We start from the raw sequence: 14,616 nt of genomic DNA on the forward strand, positions 1-14,616 counted from the left end.
ATGTCCGATATCACTATCGTGGTGGATTGTAACGACGCGGATTTCGCCCGCGATATCTGCGCCGCCCTGCAGCAGTTTCCCGACGTCACCGCGCTCCTGCCCCATCACCAGGCGGCGCGCGACGCGCAGTACGCCAGCTGCTGGTTCCCTAGCCCGCAGCTGTTGACCCGCTCGCCGGGGCTGAAGCTGATCCAGGCCGCGTCCGCCGGGGTCGATCATCTGCCGCCCGCGCTGTTCGCCAGCGATATCCCGCTGTGCCGGGTGATCGATGAGGACTTTCGTCACGGCATGTTCGAATATGCCCTGTGGGGCGTGCTGTGGTTCCAGCGTTATTTTGACCGGGCGCTGGCCCACCAGCGGACCCAAACCTGGAAGCTCTATCCCCAGCGCGCCGCCGCCGACTTCCATATCGGCATTATGGGCCTCGGCGAAATTGGCGGCTATATCGCCGACCAGCTGGCCCGCCTTGGCTATCGGGTCTCCGGCTGGTCGCGCAGTGAGAAGCAGCTGGCTGGCGTCACCTGCTACCGCGGCGAGGAGGCGCTCGACAGCTTCCTCGGGTCGCTTGACGGGCTGATTAACCTCCTGCCGCTCACCGCGCAGACCCGGGGTATTCTCGCCGCGCCGCTCTTCAGCCGGCTTCCCGCCGGGGCGGTGTTAATCAACTGCGGGCGTGGAGAGCATATGGTCAATGAGGATGTGCTGGCGGCGCTGGAGAGCGGCCAGCTCGCCGGAGCGGTGCTCGACGTCTTCCCGCAGGAGCCATTGCCGGCGGACGATCCGCTGTGGCGCCATCCGCAGGTGGTGATCACCCCGCATATGGCCTCTGCGGCCCCCGCCGAGGTCATCGCCCGCCAGCTGCTGGAGAACATTCAGCGCCAGCGTCGCGGGCTGCCGCTCAAAAACCTGGTCAATAAGCACGCCGGTTACTGATCCTCACCGATACCGCCGCTGCTACGCTTAATGGGAGATCCACAACCAGAAGGCAGGAACATGAAGATTGATTTATCGGGGAAAGTCGCGCTGGTCACCGCCTCCACGGCGGGTATTGGCTTTGCTATCGCCAAAGGCCTGGCGGAGAGCGGCGCAGAGATCATCCTTAACGGGCGCAGCGAGCAGAGTGTGAACGCCGCGATCGCCCGCTTGCAAAATGAGGTGCCGGGGGCGAAAGCGCGCCCCGCCGTCGCCGACCTCAGCGGCGCTGACGGCGCGGCACAGCTGCTGCAGGCCGTGACCGGCGTCGATATTCTGGTCAATAACGCCGGGATCTACGGCCCGCAGGATTTTTACGCCACCGATGACGCGACCTGGGAAAACTACTGGCAGACCAACGTCATGTCCGGCGTGCGCCTGTCGCGAGGGCTGCTGCCGGCGATGGTCAGTAAAGGCTGGGGGCGGGTGGTGTTTATCTCCTCGGAATCGGCGCGCAATATCCCGGCGGACATGATCCACTATGGCGTCACCAAGACCGCCCAGCTGTCGCTGGCCCGCGGCCTGGCGAAATATGTCGCCGGCAGCGGAGTGACCGTTAACAGCGTGCTGCCGGGGCCGACGATTTCCGACGGCTTTGCCGAAATGCTGAAAGACGAAGTGGCGAAAACCGGCCAGTCGCTGGAGGAACTGGCGAAAGCGTTTGTCATGACCCATCGTCCGAGTTCGGTGATCCAGCGGGCGGCCTCGGTGGAAGAGGTCGCCAATATGGTGGTTTACGTCTGCTCGCCGCAGGCGTCGGCCACCTCCGGCGCCGCGCTGCGCGTTGACGGCGGCGTGGTGGATGATATTCTCTGACGTCCTCTCATTCAGGGGAGTCCCCCTCCCCTGTCGTCTTTCCCGGCGCTAAAAAGCGCAAAACGTTAAAAAACAGCCGCAAAGTCGCACAAAGTGAACAGGAACATGTATTCCCAAAACTTATGATATTTGTTTTAAAAATAAGTTGTGGTGTTAATGTCTCTGTTACGAAGCTTGCTTTTCTTTCTCGGCGCGGCGGTCGCGGCCGCCATCGCGGTACTCTGCCTGTGGGTGGATATTCGGGTATTTGGCAACGACATCCCGGAGGTGTCGCTCACCGAAGTGGTTCAGGAGAGCGTGCTGGCCGTCATCGTGCTGGTTCATCTTCTGCTGGCGCGCAAATATGCCCACCTGCGCTATAGCAATATCCTCATCGGCGGCTTCTTCCTCGCCATGCTGATCCGCGAACTGGATGGCCTGTTTGATTTACTCTCCCATGGCAGCTGGGTGTGGTTTGCCCTGCTGGCTACCGCAGGGTCCCTGCTGATGCCGCTGCGCCATTTGCGCCAGACCCTGTCGCAGCTGGCGGATTATACCCGCACCCCGTATTACGGGATGATGATCAGCGGCCTGCTGGCGATTCTGGTCTTCTCGCGGCTGTTCGGTATGCACGGCCTGTGGTACGCCGTGCTGGATGAGAACTACGCACGGGTGGTGAAAAATACGGTGGAGGAAGGCAGCGAGTCGTTTGGCTATATGCTGTGCCTGACCGCCACCCTCGGCTACGCCTGCTACTTCCGCGACCTGGCGCGACAGACGCTGTCGCCGCAGCGCTGACCGCGGCCGACAACCACCGCCGGACGCGCCCGTCGGCGGTGGGTGCATCAGCGCTTAACCGCGAATTTTCCACTTCCGTTTGAGAACCTCTTTATCCTGGCTATCCAGCCACTGGTTCACTTTCTCCAGCAGCGCCGGATTATCTTTACTCATCATATACACCTTGTCGCTGGCGGTGCCGGCGAACGGCGTCTCGTTGGCGACGCAGAACACGCCGGGCTCTTTGCTCTGGTAATAGTCGCCTTCGATCAGATCGGTCACCATCATATCGGCCGTTTTCTGCCGCAGCGCCTCCAGGTTATCGACGTTGTTCTTCACGCGAATGATCTGCGCCTGCTTAATATGCTCATCGACAAAGCTCTGGTTGGTGCCGCCAGGGTTGACGACCACCTTCACCTCCGGACGGTCTATCTTCGCCAGCGATCCAAGCCGGGGGGCGGCCTGACAGTTGGCTAAGGCGATTTTACCGTTCGCCACCACCGGGTGGCTGAGGGCGAAGTCCTTCGCCCGCGCCGGGGTCTGCGTCACGCCGCCCATCGCAATATCAAACTTGTCCGCCTGCAGATCGGCGGCGAGCGCCGGCCAGCTGGTGTAGACGAAGCTCACCTTCAGCCCCAGCGTGCGCCCGAGATCGCGGGCCATGTCCACGTCATAGCCCTGCAGCTCGCCGGCGGTATTGCGAAACGCCAGCGGGGCGTAGTCGCCCGGCACGCCGACCTTCAGTTCACCGCTGCGCTCAATGGTTTGCATATCGCGCGCCTGGGCGCCGCAGGTCATTATCGCCAGCGTCAGCGCCAGCCCCACCGTCAGTTTCATCTCGCCATCCTTATTGTTATCGGGTTTTCGCGCCGGGGTGGCCGGCCGCTTCTCAGTCAACATCATCCGCAGCGCGTAACAGGGAATTCATCCTATTTTTAAACATCGGGACATACAACCCGACGATCGGGTTGCCGATCGCAAATCTGACAACGAAACAGGGCTATCGCCCGGTGAATGATTTCTCATCCGCCGGGCGTAGCTTTACGCCAGCGATCGTATTTTCCAGACTGACATCGTGCCGAATTAAGCACAAAAAACAGCAGCAAGAGAGAAGTAACCAATTGAATTAATGGATAATTTATTTAAATGCACGATATTTCGCGTTCAGACACCGATAACTACCGTCTTATTTACTCCAGCATTCCTCCACAGTACTATCCCGGAAAACGCAGGTAATAAATAACAAGCATATATTAATTCCAGGCGACAATATATTTGCCAAATAAATGAATTAATAAAAAACATGCCCGATTAAAATCATTTTGTGCCGTATCTGACCCGTAAAATAATGACCCTGGCGCCAGGTTTACCGGCACGACAGGAGGAATGAAAATGAAAATAACCATGCTGGGTCTGGCGATGCTCTTCGTCGGACTGGCCGTCGGCCCGGTTTACGCGGCAGACGGTACGCTAAATTTCATCGGCAGGGTCGTGAACGGCGCCTGCAAACTCGAAGGGGCGGGCAATAACGGAGCCATCGACATCAGCATGGGCAATATTCCGCTGTCGAGACTGAAAAATAGCCAGTCGGGTACCGGGCCAGCGGTCGGCGTCGATATTCGCGTCAAAGATTGCGAGAAAGGCACCTACTACATTGTGGTGGATGGCCCCTCTCCCACCGCCACGCCTGAAAATCATGTGCTGGCCCTCAACGATAGCGGTAAGCCGGCCGGTAGCGTGGGTATTCTGCTCACCGACCGTACGGGGACGCCGCTCGGCCTTGATGCACACCTCGACCCGCAGCACGATCCCCGCATCGAGATCCCGGTGGACGGCGGCTCCGGCACCTTCAGGCTGAAAGCCTTCTATTATACCTGGGATAAAGCCCACGTACTCCCCGGCGATGGCAACGCAACGGCCCGGTTCACCATTATGCAAGAATAGCTTCCCGGTCAGGGATGAGACGCAAAGGGAGCGAAGATGAAAATACAGCTGGCTGTTCTGTTTAGCGCCATGACCTTTCAGGCCTGCGCCGGGATCTCCATCGATGCCACGCGGGTGGTCTACTCAGGAAAAGACAAAGCCGCCACCCTGAACATTCATAACCGCAGCCGCACACCTTATAAAGTGCAGATCTGGCTGGACGCCGGGCTCAACAGGTCGCGCGTCGACCTGCCGATGGTGGCGACCCCGCCGCTGGTCTATTTATCCCCCCAGCAAAGCGCCCAGCTGCGCTTTATCTATCACGGCGGCGGGCTCCCCGCCGATCGGGAAAGCCTGTACTGGGTCAATATTCAGGAGAATCCGCCGCCGTCAGACGGTAACCATACGCTGCAGTTTATCGTCCGCACCCGCCTGAAGCTGTTTTATCGTCCTCCTGCCATCGCCACCACCCTCGCCAGAGAGGTGCAAAAGCTGCAGTGGCAGCAGAGCGGCAATAACCTGCGCTTGACTAACTCAGGCCCACTGCATATCACCCTGGTCAACGGGGCGCTGATCGATAATAAAGGCCACATTTCGCCAATGAGAAACGTGATGCTCCGGCCGTACAGCAGCTATACCGTGTCAACGACCGACAGCGCTCGCCTGTACAAGCTGAACTATATCGACGATGACGGCGCGGTGGTGGCGATCCCCCTTCAGGCGGCCTATGCTCCGGCCCCACGCTAGTTATACTCGAGGGCGAAGGTCACCATGCTGTCGGCTGTGCCCGCCGTCACCGTGGCGTCAGTTTGCACATACTGGGCGTTAAAATTAATGGCCTCAGCCGTGCCGGCGTTACTGCCGGTTACCCTTTTCAGGATCGGCAAGTTGCTGGCCTCATTGATTTTAACGCTGGTGCCATCGGACACTGCCGCGCCGGGGTTATTGCCGTAGGTCAGCTTCACGCCGACGCCGCTGGCGCTGTTGCTGGCCTTGCTTAGCGCCAGGGTATCACTCTCCACGCTGACGCCGAAAAAGCCGATGCGCACATCGGTCGGCGTCGGACAGAACACCGGGATCGAAAAGCGCTTCGCCTGGCCGCCGGTGCTCCCTTTACCGTGAAACTCCGCCCGGTTTACCGTGCCCAGACTGACCTGGATCGTTGAGGTCGCCACCTGGCAGCTGCCGCTGCTGCCAATGTCCACGTTCAGGGCGGCGATATCAATGCTGACCGGCGCGCTGGCGACAAAGCCGGCGTTCCCGTTGGCCTGCTGTTCAATGGTCACCTCCCCCACCTGCGGCAGCGGCGGCGAGTTGGTATGCGTCCCGTCAGCCAGCTGTACCGTACCGGTCTTATAGAAGGTTACCGCGATCCTGACCGTCGTCTGCTGCTGCGTCATGAGCGCCGGGAGCATCGTGCTGTCGCAGACCACCACCGACTCGCCGCCAGCGGAGTGGCTGCCGTCGATAGCGCGCATCGGGCCGCCGGCGCACTGGAAGCTAAGCGAGTAGCCGATGCCGTCGATGGCGCTGGGGTAGACGTGCTGTCCGTTAATCACCACAGGCGAGCCGCCGGTTTTCAGTTGTTTGTAGACAATGCGTTTGGCGCTCGCCGTCGGCAGCTGCAGGTCGCAGGAAAAGGGGATCCCGCTGCCGTTATCCGCCATCGCGCTGGTCATCTGGGTATTGACCGGCAGCGTGGGCAAATACTTGATATTGGGAATATTGACGGTGGTCTGGCCGATATTCGCGCGGCAGTTTTCAGCCCGCGCGCCGGGAAGATAGCCGCTCAGCGCCAGCAAAAAGAGAAAAGGAAGTAGACGAAAAACAGATTTCATAGCCGCCTCAGCGTGACTGGCACAGCCCGGAGACGGTTTTCACCGTATTCAGACTCTGCTGTGGGTTATCCGCAAGATGAAAATGCATCGTGCAACTCTGCGACTGGTTATTGACGACCCAGCTCACCGCCAGGGTTCCCTCCTGCGGCACGCCGCTGAGGTACACCTGACCGCCGTCGGCTACCATGCCGCCCGGCGCATTGCCGCTCTCCTCCGTCCCGACCAACCGTGCGCTGGCGCCAAAGGGTAACGGCCCCTGCGCGTTGCGCAGGGTAAATAGCACCCGGTTGCCTATGCGGGTCCGGTAGTTGGCCATCACCACCGCGCCGCCGCCGGGGATCACCGTCTGACCCTGCTGGTCGACGTCGGTATCATCCGCCATCGACTCCGTGTCGAGGGTAATGACATTTTTCCGGTAGGTGGTCAGAGACGGCACCACGGCATAACCGCGCCAGTCGGTGTGCACATTGTTGCCGTTTTGCACCGCCACGCCGGCAGCCCCCGGCGCGCGGACGATGGCGAAGCTCTCGCCCACCGTCTGACCGAAGGTCACGCCGTGCGGATGCGCGACCACCGAGCCGGCGCCTCCCCAGGTCAGCTGATTACTGGCGGCGTCATGGCGATAGCCGAGCTGCGCGTTGCCGAAGCCGCCGTGGTAGTCCAGGGCGACGCTGCTGTTGGTCCCCCGCCCCTGGTTGCCGTAGCCCTGCTGAACCGAGTAGAACAGATTCGGCCGCGTCGGCACCGCGCCATACAGCGACACCTGCTGCGAGGTATAGCCATTGCTGTCCGAGGTAGTGTTGTAGCTCACCGCGCTGTCGGACAGCGGACCGCCCAGCGGAATATTGATATTGAAAGACCAGGAGCGGTCATTTTTTTGCTGGCCGCTGGCGCGAGTGTAGTAATAGCCCACGCCCCAGGAGATCCCTTTCCAGGCGCTGTAGAACCCGAGATGCACCGTCTCATCCCGACTCTGCCGGTGCCAGTATTCCTGCGACCAGGCGGAAACCGCCAGACTGCCCAGACCGCCGAGGCGTTGTGACACTGACACTTCCTCCCGGCGGCGCCGGTTGTCCACCTGCCCCTGCGCGCTTTCGAGGGCGCTGGCTTCGGCAAAATCGTAATAGCCGCTGGAGGAGTAGCGATAGCTGGCGAGGCTGAACGTGGTGCCCGAGCTGACGAAATCTTTCTGATACTGAGCGCGCAGCGAATGGCCCGCATAGCGCTTGCCCGACGGGGTACGGGTGACGGCCTGGGTGACGTCGCCTCCCAGCGAACCGAACTCGCCAAAGCCGCGGCCCAGACCCAGCGCCCACGACTGATAGTCCTGGGCCAGCTGCGTGCCGCCGTAGAGGGTAAATCCCGCCGACAGACCATAGAACAGGGTGCCCTGCAGGAATTCCGGCGAGCGCACCGAATCCGCCCCGGAGTGGTAGCGACCGGCGCTGAGGCTGAATTTGCCGCGCCCTTCGCGCAGCATGTACGGCACGGCGGAATAGGGCTGGGTAAAGGTACGCACCGAACCATTGCTTTCGGTCACCTTCACCTCCAGATCGCCGCTCTGCGAGGTGGGATAAAGATCGCTGATGGCGAACGCCCCCGGCGACACGAAGGTTTCGTAGATCACATACCCGTGCTGGGAGACGGTCACTTTGGCATTGCTGTGCGCCACGCCGCGGATGGTAGGGGCAAAGCCGCGCTGGCTGTCCGGGAGCATCTCATCGTCAGACATCAGCTGGACGCCGCGAAACGGGATGCTGTCAAACACATCGCCGGTGGTGTAAGTATCGCCGATCCGCAGCAGGCTCTTCAGCGAGCGGACGTCGCGCTGCAGCCAGGTGCTTTGTGAATCCCAGTGCCGGCGCTGCTGGTCGTACTGCATTGAGGAGATATTGCGCAGCCGCCAGGCGCCCAGGTTCACGCCGCTGCGTAAATTGAGATAGTTTGAGCGGCTGCTCTCCCCTTCATCGGCATTCTTTATCTGCGCGCCGGAAAAATAGTAATCGACAAACGCGGCCGGCACGCCATCGTCCCAGCGCGAGGGATCGACATAGCCGCGGCTTTGCACGTTCATCGCCGCCTGGGGAATGCTCAGCGTCAGGCGCTGGTTAGCGAAGGTGAAGCGGCTGCTGGCGTCGGGAATAAATTTCTCGATCCGGGTGAAGGTCTCACCTTCATGCAGCGTTTGAAAAGCCGGAAACGCGCTGACGTTGACCCCATAATCCGCCAGCTGCCCGGGCGTCAGCACCGGCTGCAGCTGCCCGCCATCGTCAACAAAGGTGATATTGGCCTGGCCCAGCTCCTGGTCGTTAACCACCACGGTGACAGGATAAGTCCCCGGCTGCTGCCCGCCGGGTTTGGCGAAGTAGTGCAGATCGGAGGTTTGCTGCTGCGGGTCGGCAAACTCCAGCGCCGCCGGATCAAAATAGTCGTCGGCCAGCGCCCGGCTCAGCGGGCTGAGACAGCACATCATCGTCGGCAGCGTCGCCAGCGCCAGCGCCCGTCCGGCGGTGACGGGCAACGCGGCATACTCCCGCACCCTGGCTGTTGTTATTCTTTTCATGCTGGCGCCGTCCGGTAAGCTCATCACAAAGGGGAATTACTGCTGGGCGTAATCGCTGACGCCGCCGTAGTCGTTAATCGCCCGCCATTTGACGGTGCCGTGCCCGCTCACCGGCCACGTTTTCTCGCCAAAGGGGGCCACCATGCCAGGCTCGTCGATTGCCTGCCCGCCCACCTCGACGGCGTAAAAAGAGACAAAATAGGGAGTGGGGTTTGCCACCGTCAGATGGCCGCCGGACTGGCTAAACTTCAGCTGCTGCCAGGCTTTAGCCGGGTCGCCCGCCAGGCCGTTGGGGCGATAAAAGATTTTGAATTTCGACTTAATATTGACCTGCAGCTTGTTCACCTCGCCCTTGGGCGTCGGGGCGATACTTTTGACGTTCAGCCAGTAGACCGATTCACGGTCGCTGGGCAGCGAGGCGCCAATAAAGTTAATGCGCAGGACGTTATTTTGCTCCGGATCGAGACGGAATAAGGGCGGCGTAACAATAAAGGGCACCTTGGCCTTATCGTTTTCCGCGTAATTTTCCACCCACGACTGCACCAGATAGGGCGTATGGGTATCGGCATTAGTGACTGAAATAGCGGCTTCACGCTTCCCTTCCTGATAAATCACACGGGTTCCACCCATGACAATACCGGCCTGCGCTGCCGTGGAGCACAGCAGAAAGGCCGCAACGGCAATTATTTTCTTCATCATGACTTACCATCAGGTAAAGGTTGAACAAACAGTAAAATAAAGCAGGGATTATCAGAGCCAGTACCCGTCGGGATAATTAGCAAAAACAACTATACCGTCACGAATATATTTCGTGACTTTATGACAGTTATCACTTTAGCTATCTGCAATTAATCAGGACGCAGTGGACTGACTCTGAATAGCGCGCAATATGATTAGTTATAAATCATATTGAAATTAGCCGTACCGTTGGCATTGCCAGCCTTCACCGCACCGGTGGAGATATAGTTGGCGAAAAACTCGAGGTCGGCAGTGCCGGTGCCGGCAGTCGCGCCCGCAACGACATTTTTGGCTTTCGACACGCTGCCGAGGCTGACCGCCGTAGACTTGTCATCTTCATACAGCTTGATCGCCACGCCAGCGGCGCCGCCGGTGGTCGCCAACAGCGTGTTATCAGACTGATCGCGCGCGCCGTCAAACAGCACCGCGACATTTGTCACGCTGGCAGGGCAATCTTTTACTTTGATATGGAAAGGCGTTTTGGTGGTTTCAAAACCTGTGCTGGTAAAATAGGTGCTGGCCCATTTGCCCAGATCCACCGTCTGGCTGGTGGATGCGCTGTCGATATTGCAGGAGCTGTCGGTGATTGATCCATTGAAGATAACCTGTCCGCCGGTACCCTGGGTACCCGCGCTGGAGCCAGGGTTAACGTTAATGGTTGGCGTAGTAACAGAAATTGCAGCGCCAGAAACCAGCGCTCCCATGAGAATTGCCATAATACGAAGTTGCGTTTTCATTATTTATCTCATCGTTAACGAATATATTTTCCCGTCATCGACAATAGCCCCATGGCTATCGCGAAACGGCTCGTCCGTTCCTCCCTGTAAATGTTCATTGCGTTCCTTCCGCAGGATAATCGGCACACGTCCTTTGACTCCGCTTTATTTCGCCGAAAGGTGGCCATGAATAACAAGCAGAAGAAAAAGAGTTATTTTGATGTGCGAAATAAATATATTACCCGATGTAAAAAAAGGCAACCTGATGAAATGTTACATACAGGTTAACGATTATACTCGGCATAAAGTTATTTTTTGAAATGGCATTTCAATGTTAATTTACATATCTATACAAAAGAAAATTAAATACCTCTCAACAACAACACGTCCATTTTATTAACAAATTTAAAGGTAATTGCTCAAAAAAGCGTCTTGTTTTATTGTGCCCAAACCCGTTGCCACTAAAAAATTAGGAATTTTCCTGGTATTAATCTTCATCATTTCTACACAAATTAAGGCAAAGCGCTCCTGACCCGCGCTGTAATTTCTTGTTCTGGAAGTGTTTTTGTTTTCAAATGAAAGCCATTACTTCATTAACCCAAATGTATTGCCGTTATCCGCCACCGTAACCGCTCGCTTTCACAGGGTTATTTTGACGCAAAAAAAATCCGCAACCCGAACGGATTGCGGACTGAGGATCAATCAGTAATGAGATGGGCTTCAGAACAGGCCCAGCGGCGCGGTGCCGTAGCTCACCAGCAGGTTTTTGGTTTGCTGATAGGCATCCAGCGCCATCTTATGCGTTTCCCGCCCGACGCCGGACTGTTTATAGCCGCCGAACGCCGCATGTGCCGGGTAGACATGATAACAGTTGGTCCATACGCGACCGGCCTGAATACCGCGCCCCATGCGATAGGCGAGATTGGTATCGCGCGTCCACACCCCAGCGCCGAGGCCAAACTGGGTCTCATTGGCGATAGCCAGCGCTTCCGCTTCGTCCTTAAAGGTGGTCACCCCGATCACCGGCCCAAAGATCTCCTCCTGGAAGGAGCGCATATCGTTGCGACCTTTAATCAGCGTGGGCTGAATATAAAAACCATTATCCAGCGCCGGCGCGATCGCCGCCCGCTCGCCGCCGGTGAGGATTTGTCCGCCCTCTTCCCGGGCAATCTGAATATAGGAGAGGATCTTGTCGAACTGCTGGCGGGAAGCCTGGGCGCCGATCATGGTGTCGGTATCTAACGGATCGCCGCGACGGATCTGCGCCACCTTCTCCATGACCCGCGCCATAAAGGGCTCATAGATGGATTCATGGATCAGCGCCCGCGACGGGCAAGTACAGACCTCACCCTGGTTGAAGAAACCGAGCACCAACCCCTCCACCGCCTTCTCAATAAACTCCTCTTCACCCTCCATCACGTCGGCGAAGTAAATATTGGGCGATTTGCCCCCCAGCTCGACGGTGCAGGGGATAATATTCTCCGCCGCGCAGGCGAGAATATGTCGCCCGACCGGCGTGGAGCCGGTAAACGCCAGCTTGGCGATACGCTTGCTGGTGGCCAGCGCCTCGCCCGCCTCTTTGCCGAAGCCCTGCACCACGTTCAGCACCCCCGCCGGGAACAGATCGCCGATCAGCTCCAGCAGCAGGGTAATACTCAGCGGCGTCTGTTCCGCCGGCTTGAGCACCACGCAGTTACCCGCCGCCAGGGCCGGAGCCAGCTTCCACGCGGCCATCAGCAGCGGGAAGTTCCACGGGATAATCTGACCAACCACCCCCAGCGGTTCATGGAAATGGTAGGCCACCGTAGTTTCGTCAATTTCGGCAGTGCTTCCCTCCTGGGCGCGCAGGCAGCCGGCGAAGTAGCGAAAATGATCCACCGCCAGCGGCAGGTCGGCATTCAGCGTTTCGCGGATCGGTTTGCCGTTGTCCCAGCTCTCCGCCACCGCCAGATATTCCAGATGCTGTTCAATACGGTCGGCGACCTGCAGCAGCAGCCTGGAGCGCTGTTGCACTGAGGTTTTGCCCCACGCCGGCGCCGCACGGTGGGCGGCGTCGAGGGCGAAGTCAATGTCTCTGGCATCCGACCGGGGAAACTGCGCAATGTTGCTGCCGTCTACCGGGGAGGTATTCATAAAGAATTCACCGCTCAGCGGCTCGACAAATTTACCGTCAATAAAGTTGCCGTAAGCGGATTTCAATGAAACCAGGGCGCCGGGCTGGCCAGGGTGTGCATAACGCATCGCAAATCTCCTTCTGTAGGGTTGAGACGCAGCGGCATATTGATTTTTTAAACTTGCCGCCGAACGCTTCTCACTTTGCAGGGGTTATGCCAGTTTTTCATTTTCTCTAAATAGGTTTATTTATTAACAGGTTGTATTCACTGGCTGGGCAGATGGTCAGCCACTGTCGCACGGGTTTCCACTTATGTGTTGCAAATCGCAACACCAAATAAACCAAATAGCTACAATATTGCAACACAGCAACATCGACCCAGAGGTGCCCTGTGCCAGGCAATCCCTTTCTTCTCGCCCCAGAGGTTAACGCCAATCCCCTGCTGAGCGATTCATGGTCTCGCTGCCAACGCTACGGTCTGGATCCCGCCACCGAGGATTTTCCCCGCCTCGACGCCGGCGAGCTGGCGGACCGGCTCGCCAGCCACCGCAGCCTGCAGCAGCTGGCGCAGCCGGTGGTGGAAGCCCTGTCGCGCCAGGTGGCGGACCTGCAGTCGGTGGTGATCCTCTCCGACCCCGGCGGCCTGGTGCTCCATACCGTCGGCGATACCCAGGCGATGCAGAAGGCTCAGCGCGTCGCGCTGGCGCCGGGCAATCTGTGGAGCGAAAGCGGACGCGGGACCAACGCCATCGGCACCGCGCTGGCGATTGACGACGGCTGCGAAATCGATGGCCGTCAGCACTTTCTCACCCGCAACCAGAATTTGTACTGCGCGGCGATGCCGCTCCAGCGGCCGGACGGAAGCATCGCCGGCGTGCTGGATATCTCCGGCCCGGCGGATTTTCCCCACCAGCACACCTTTGGCTGGGTGAAAGCGGCGGCAAAGCAGATTGAGTATCTGTGGGTGAAGCAGAGCCTGCATCCTGAGCAGTGGCTGATGAGCCTCCACCGGCAGGTGGACAAACTCGACAGCGTGGAGGAACTGTTGCTGGTCTTTTCCGACAACGTCCTTACCGCTGGCAACCGGCTGGCGATGCGCGAGTTCGGCCTGAGCGCGGCGCAGTTTGGCCAGCTCACCTTTGCGTCGCTTTTTCCGACGCTGACGCAAACGGCGGTCAGCGTTCCCCTGCCCCTGACCACCCCGCAGGGCCGCTATCACTATCGCCTGCGCGAGCCCACCCGCCGCCGGGTGGCGGTGAGTGCCCCGCCGGCCATGCAGCTCCCCTTCACCAGCCCGCGGGAAGGCGAAAAGCTGCTCCGGCTGCTTAACGCCGGCATCGCGCTCTGTATTGAGGGGGAAACCGGCAGCGGCAAAGAGTATGTCAGCCGCACGCTGCACCAGCACAGCCGCTGGCGCAGCGGTAAATTCGTCGCCATTAACTGCGCCGCCATTCCGGAATCGCTGATCGAGTCCGAGCTTTTCGGCTACCAGCCAGGGGCGTTTACCGGCGCCAGCAAAAACGGCTATATCGGCAAAATCCGCGAGGCCGAGGGCGGGGTGCTGTTTCTTGATGAGATCGGCGATATGCCGCTGGCGCTGCAGACCCGCCTTCTGCGAGTATTGCAGGAGAAAGAGGTCGCCCCGCTCGGCGCCAGCCGCAGCGTGCCGGTGAACTTCGCCCTGATCTGCGCCACGCACCGCAACCTGACCCAGCGGGTCAGCGCCGGCGAATTCCGCGAAGATCTGCTGTGGCGCCTGCGGGAGTACGCCCTGGCGCTGCCTCCGCTACGCGAGTGGCCGGCGCTGGAAACCTTTATCGCCACCCTGTGGCGCGACCTGGGCGGCGCTTCGCGCCGGGTGACGCTGTCCACCGCGCTGCTGACCCACCTCAGCCAGCTGCCGTGGCCGGGAAACGTGCGCCAGCTGCAGAGCGTCCTGAAGGTGATGCTGGCTCTGGCCGATGAGGGCGACACGCTGACGCCCGATGCGCTGCCGGACGCATACCGCGCTGCGCCTGCGCCGCTGCCGCGCGGGGGGTTACAGGCCCATGACGAGCAGTTGATTGTCGATACCCTCGCCAGGGTCAACGGCAACGTCAGCCGGGCGGCGCAGATGCTGGGCATCGCCCGCAGCACGCTATACCGCCGCGCCGCCCGTGCCGGACGGCCACGCCGCTGAGG

At 59.5% G+C, this 14,616-nt stretch carries 11 protein-coding genes and 1 pseudogene; 6 read left to right on the forward strand and 6 right to left on the reverse strand.

Annotation, left to right across the window (positions count from 1 at the left end; translation table 11 throughout):
* The 3 genes from ABLX76_RS20050 to ABLX76_RS20060 all read left to right on the forward strand — a co-directional run bounded on the left by ABLX76_RS20050 (window position 1) and on the right by ABLX76_RS20060 (window position 2,565).
* The gene (locus ABLX76_RS20050; RefSeq protein ID WP_044524446.1) at window positions 1-933 is read left to right on the forward strand and encodes a glyoxylate/hydroxypyruvate reductase A; all 933 of its coding nucleotides are present in this window, start codon (window positions 1-3) and stop codon (window positions 931-933) included.
* A gap of 60 nt (window positions 934-993) precedes the next feature.
* Entirely contained in the window at window positions 994-1,788 is a 795-nt protein-coding gene (locus ABLX76_RS20055) for an SDR family NAD(P)-dependent oxidoreductase (protein ID WP_048335058.1), read from the forward strand.
* A gap of 156 nt (window positions 1,789-1,944) precedes the next feature.
* On the forward strand, window positions 1,945-2,565 hold the full coding sequence (locus tag ABLX76_RS20060) for a hypothetical protein (RefSeq protein WP_023290731.1): 621 nt from the start codon (window positions 1,945-1,947) through the stop codon (window positions 2,563-2,565).
* A gap of 54 nt (window positions 2,566-2,619) precedes the next feature.
* Here the strand turns inward: ABLX76_RS20060 and ABLX76_RS20065 are convergent.
* Window positions 2,620-3,472 (reverse strand): annotated as a pseudogene (locus ABLX76_RS20065) (transporter substrate-binding domain-containing protein).
* 464 nt (window positions 3,473-3,936) lie between these two features.
* On the opposite strand from ABLX76_RS20065, the gene ABLX76_RS20070 reads away from it, so the two are divergent.
* Together ABLX76_RS20070 and ABLX76_RS20075 are read left to right on the forward strand one after the other, a co-directional pair.
* A complete protein-coding gene (locus tag ABLX76_RS20070) occupies window positions 3,937-4,488 on the forward strand; it encodes a fimbrial protein (protein ID WP_065883392.1) in 552 nt (183 codons plus the stop codon).
* Between the two features lie 36 nt (window positions 4,489-4,524).
* Complete coding sequence (locus ABLX76_RS20075) at window positions 4,525-5,214, forward strand: molecular chaperone (protein WP_065883394.1); 690 nt, start codon at window positions 4,525-4,527, stop codon at window positions 5,212-5,214.
* Here ABLX76_RS20075 and ABLX76_RS20080 read toward each other — a convergent pair.
* The 5 genes from ABLX76_RS20080 to ABLX76_RS20100 all read right to left on the reverse strand — a co-directional run bounded on the left by ABLX76_RS20080 (window position 5,211) and on the right by ABLX76_RS20100 (window position 12,563).
* Window positions 5,211-6,305, reverse strand: a complete 1,095-nt coding sequence (locus tag ABLX76_RS20080; RefSeq protein ID WP_065883397.1) for a fimbrial protein — start codon at window positions 6,303-6,305, stop codon at window positions 5,211-5,213. The two genes, ABLX76_RS20075 and ABLX76_RS20080, sit on opposite strands and share 4 nt — an antisense overlap.
* A gap of 7 nt (window positions 6,306-6,312) precedes the next feature.
* Entirely contained in the window at window positions 6,313-8,868 is a 2,556-nt protein-coding gene (locus ABLX76_RS20085) for a fimbria/pilus outer membrane usher protein (protein ID WP_049013863.1), read from the reverse strand.
* 36 nt (window positions 8,869-8,904) lie between these two features.
* Complete coding sequence (locus ABLX76_RS20090; RefSeq protein ID WP_023290737.1) at window positions 8,905-9,567, reverse strand: molecular chaperone; 663 nt, start codon at window positions 9,565-9,567, stop codon at window positions 8,905-8,907.
* A 194-nt stretch (window positions 9,568-9,761) separates the two neighbouring features.
* Window positions 9,762-10,343 (reverse strand): fimbrial protein, encoded by a 582-nt coding sequence (locus tag ABLX76_RS20095; RefSeq protein ID WP_065883399.1) that lies wholly within the window; start codon window positions 10,341-10,343, stop codon window positions 9,762-9,764.
* Between the two features lie 699 nt (window positions 10,344-11,042).
* Window positions 11,043-12,563 carry an aldehyde dehydrogenase family protein gene (locus ABLX76_RS20100; protein WP_032453792.1) on the reverse strand — a complete coding sequence of 507 codons (1,521 nt, stop codon included), beginning with the start codon at window positions 12,561-12,563 and terminating at the stop codon, window positions 11,043-11,045.
* A 263-nt stretch (window positions 12,564-12,826) separates the two neighbouring features.
* On the opposite strand from ABLX76_RS20100, the gene ABLX76_RS20105 reads away from it, so the two are divergent.
* Window positions 12,827-14,614 carry a sigma-54-dependent Fis family transcriptional regulator gene (locus ABLX76_RS20105; RefSeq protein ID WP_023290740.1) on the forward strand — a complete coding sequence of 596 codons (1,788 nt, stop codon included), beginning with the start codon at window positions 12,827-12,829 and terminating at the stop codon, window positions 14,612-14,614.
* The last annotated feature ends 2 nt before the right edge of the window (window positions 14,615-14,616 follow it).

The organism is Klebsiella sp. JB_Kp004 (assembly GCF_040065795.1).
In the GTDB taxonomy this organism is placed as follows: Bacteria; Pseudomonadota; Gammaproteobacteria; order Enterobacterales; family Enterobacteriaceae; genus Klebsiella; species Klebsiella quasipneumoniae.

Coding starts and splice junctions, on each gene's coding strand:
- ABLX76_RS20080 (WP_065883397.1), bottom strand. CDS start 6,305: ATGAAATCTGTTTTTCGTCTACTTCCTTTTCTCTTTTTGCTGGCGCTG.
- ABLX76_RS20095 (WP_065883399.1), bottom strand. CDS start 10,343: ATGAAAACGCAACTTCGTATTATGGCAATTCTCATGGGAGCGCTGGTT.
- ABLX76_RS20100 (WP_032453792.1), bottom strand. CDS start 12,563: ATGCGTTATGCACACCCTGGCCAGCCCGGCGCCCTGGTTTCATTGAAA.
- ABLX76_RS20075 (WP_065883394.1), top strand. CDS start 4,525: ATGAAAATACAGCTGGCTGTTCTGTTTAGCGCCATGACCTTTCAGGCC.
- ABLX76_RS20070 (WP_065883392.1), top strand. CDS start 3,937: ATGAAAATAACCATGCTGGGTCTGGCGATGCTCTTCGTCGGACTGGCC.
- ABLX76_RS20085 (WP_049013863.1), bottom strand. CDS start 8,868: ATGAAAAGAATAACAACAGCCAGGGTGCGGGAGTATGCCGCGTTGCCC.
- ABLX76_RS20060 (WP_023290731.1), top strand. CDS start 1,945: ATGTCTCTGTTACGAAGCTTGCTTTTCTTTCTCGGCGCGGCGGTCGCG.
- ABLX76_RS20050 (WP_044524446.1), top strand. CDS start 1: ATGTCCGATATCACTATCGTGGTGGATTGTAACGACGCGGATTTCGCC.
- ABLX76_RS20090 (WP_023290737.1), bottom strand. CDS start 9,567: ATGATGAAGAAAATAATTGCCGTTGCGGCCTTTCTGCTGTGCTCCACG.
- ABLX76_RS20055 (WP_048335058.1), top strand. CDS start 994: ATGAAGATTGATTTATCGGGGAAAGTCGCGCTGGTCACCGCCTCCACG.